Origin of the sequence: Phytoactinopolyspora endophytica (assembly GCF_004138495.1) — a bacterium.
GTDB classification, from domain to species: Bacteria; Actinomycetota; Actinomycetes; order Jiangellales; family Jiangellaceae; genus Phytoactinopolyspora; species Phytoactinopolyspora endophytica.
Map to the genome: position 1 here is coordinate 151,994 of NZ_ML142864.1, position 3,142 is coordinate 155,135.

Genomic DNA, 3,142 nt, shown 5'->3' on the forward strand with positions numbered 1-3,142 from the left:
CTTGCTGGAGTCGGCTAGCACGAACACGCTTCCGGCACAGGCCGCCACGCGTTCCTTCACCGCGGTCTCCTCCAGGGTCGGCTCGCCGACGCCCCGGGCCGGGTCGACGGCGTCGGCACCGAGAAAGGCCACGGAGAAGGCGAGCCGGTCGAGCGCGAGATCGGCCAGTGGCCCGACGACGCCGTGGCTCAACCGGCGAATCCGGCCGCCCAGGATCACCACGTCGATCTGGTCCGACGGTGCCAACGTGCTGGCGGTCTCCAGGCCGCGCGTCACCACCACCGGGCCGTTACCGCCCCAGTCTTCGTCGACGACCAGACGTGCGAGAGCAGAGCAGGTAGTGCCGGCGTCGATGAAGACCGTGGCGCCGGCGGCCACGAACGGACGTGCGGCCGCGGCGATCGCCGATTTCGCCTGCAGCCGCACCCGCGCGCTTTCCTCCACGGGTCGTTCGTGAAACGCTTCGGGGACGACGGCCCCGCCATAGGTCCGCGCGACCACTCGGTCGGCGGTGAGCCGGCCGAGGTCGCGGCGGACTGTCGACGGTGAGACCGCCAGCGCCGCGGCGAGATCATCCACGTGTGTTGTTCCCTGCCGAAGCAGGTCCAGCAAGGCCTTGTGCCGTTCGCGGGTGCCTCGCCTCGTCCCCCGTGCTTGCAACCGTGCTACCTCCTACTCATCCGCCGTACGCTTCGCGGATGGCGGGCACATACGGACTGTAATCGACCGCGGCCAAGTACGCCGACAGCATCGTGCCGTGGTCGGCCCTGCCGGTCCCGGCGATGTCGAACGCGGTTCCATGATCCACTGAGGTGCGCAGAATCGGGAGGCCGACGGTCACTGAGATCGTCCCGTTGAAGTCGTAGGTCTTGGCGGCGATGTGCCCCTGGTCGTGGAAATGGGACAGGACGGCATCGAATCGCCCGGTCAGCCCCTGGTGGAACACCGAGTCCGCCGGCACCGGGCCGGCCACCGAGTGTCCCCGGGAACGGGCGGCGTCGCAGGCCGGGCCGATATGGACGATCTCCTCGTCACCGAACGCCCCGTTCTCGCCGCCGTGCGGATTGACGGCCGCGACAGCAAGCCGTGGCTCGGCGACGCCGAAGACGCGTAGGGCGGTCAGCGCCTCGTCGATGGAGGCGGTCACGGTGTCCTGGGTGATCTGGTCGAGAGCCTTGCGTAGTGAGACGTGGCGCGTGGTGAAGAAGATCCGCAGGTGGTGACCCTCGGCTTCCGTCTCGCGCACCACGAACATAGTGTTCTGCCTGGTCACGCCGGTGAGTTCGCCGAGCATCTCGGTATGCCCCAGGTGCTTCGAGCCGGCGGCCCAGATCGCCTCCTTATGGACCGGCCCGGTCACGATGCCGTCCACCTCGCCGTCCAGGGCCGCGCGGGTCGCCACCTCGATCGCGACGACGGCTGCGCGTCCGGCCCGGCCGTCGACGTTGCCCCAGCCGGGTACATCGGCGCCGAGTACGCCGGTGTCGTAGACGTCGATGGTGCCGGGTCCGGCGGGTTCGACGCCGAAATCGCTGACCTCGCGCACGTCGACGTCGAGCCCGGCCGCGCGGGCGCCACGCCGCACGGCTTCGGCATCGCCGACTGCGATGCCGTGGTGCCCGTCCTGCCCGGCGACCTCGGCCAGCGTCCGGGCGGTGATCTCGGGGCCGATGCCAACGGGGTCGCCGAGGGTGACGGCGAGAACGGATCGGGTCATGTGAGTTCTGACCTTTCTGGAGGGGGACTGTCCACTGGGTCGTGGCCGGCGACCGGCCGGGTCGACGACGTCACGGCGGTGGCGTCGTGCTCGATATGGCCGCGACCCGGGACTGCGCGGCCCGGACGTGCCTGCGGCCGGCCTCCGCGGCCCGCCTCAGGTGCTCGACGCAGGCGACGATCGTCCCGCCGTCGCCGATGAGACCTCCCTTGGTCGCCACCGGCAGTCCGGCCCACGGCCCACCTACGAACGTACCCGCGACGGCGAGTGGCTCGACTTCCAGCTCCACCTCGAGGCCGTTGGCCGCCAGCTCGGCGAAGAGGGCAGCCGTCACATCCCCACCGGTGGAGAAGAGACCGTCCACTGTGTGCTCCTCCAGCGTCCTGCGCACGGCGCGCGCCAGCACCTTGGGCAGCTCCTCGGCCTGCTCCGGGCCGACGGAGACCACGTCGGTGTCGGCCAGCACGGTGGCCAGGAGAACGATGTCGTGCGGACCGGCATCCGCCACGGCGGCGTCCAGCGCCGCGGCGGTGGCGTCGAGATCGGGGACGGGGCCGTCGTCCCCGGGCATGGCTCGAACGGTGGTGACCTGGTGTTCTGAGCGCAACCTCGCGAGCTGGGTCCGGGTCAGCCGGGTGGCTGAACCCGAGACGGCGAGCAGGGGTGCCCCCTCGTCGCGCCCGGTGATGCCGAGGGCCCTGGCCAGCGCGACCGAGCCAGGTCCGGAGTCGATGCTGACCCAGACCACGTCCGCTGGGACGGCACGGACCGCGGCTTGGGCCACCCGGTCGAGGTGATCGGTGGTCAGGGCGTCGGCGACGACCACGTCGGTCCCGTCGGCGACCTGTTTGTGCACGGCCTCGCTCAGCTCGTCGCGGTCGCCGGTCACCGTGGACAGGGAGAGGTGGCCGATCTTCAGGTCCGCCTGGCGGTGGATGAGAGTCGCGATGTCCGAGTCGTCCACCGGCGATCGCGGATCGCGGGCGAGCTCCGTGTGCTCCAGACGATCGCCGTCCAGCAGCTGGGTGCCGTCCACGGTCTGCCGTCCGGCGGATGGAAAGGCGGGAGCGCACAGGCCTACCGCCCGGCGATCGGCCTCCTCCGCCACGGCCCGCAACGCCGCCGCCGTCGTCGCTCCGACGTTGCCCCTCAGGGTGGTGTCGACACGGTTGCTGACCAGCTGCACCGGCCAGCCGGCGCGGACAGCACCGGCCACACGCGCCGCTGCCCGTTCGGCTGGCTCGTGCCGAGTGTCCGTGCTGACCACGACGACGTCGAACCGACCGGCGAATTCAGCGATCACCTCGGTGCTCTGGTCCGCGCCGATGGTGACCGCGCGGAGCCCCGCCCTGGCAAAGCCCGCGGCGGTGGCGTTGGCGCCAGTGAGATCGTCGGCGATGACGAGCACCTGGCGGTGAGGACCGA

Annotated in this window: 3 protein-coding genes; all 3 read right to left on the reverse strand. The window is 71.1% G+C overall.

The genetic code is table 11. From position 1 onward, the window contains the following. A partial coding sequence (locus ELR45_RS25870; protein ID WP_165368100.1) for a DeoR family transcriptional regulator occupies positions 1-660 on the reverse strand: 660 nt, incomplete at its 3' end. A gap of 16 nt (positions 661-676) precedes the next feature. After that, the gene (gene pdxA / locus ELR45_RS25875; protein WP_129668909.1) at positions 677-1,717 is read right to left on the reverse strand and encodes a 4-hydroxythreonine-4-phosphate dehydrogenase PdxA; all 1,041 of its coding nucleotides are present in this window, start codon (positions 1,715-1,717) and stop codon (positions 677-679) included. A 70-nt stretch (positions 1,718-1,787) separates the two neighbouring features. Next, positions 1,788-3,142: four-carbon acid sugar kinase family protein (locus ELR45_RS25880; RefSeq protein WP_165368101.1), on the reverse strand; the 1,355-nt coding region annotated here is incomplete at its 5' end.

Coding starts and splice junctions, on each gene's coding strand:
- pdxA (WP_129668909.1), bottom strand. CDS start 1,717: ATGACCCGATCCGTTCTCGCCGTCACCCTCGGCGACCCCGTTGGCATC.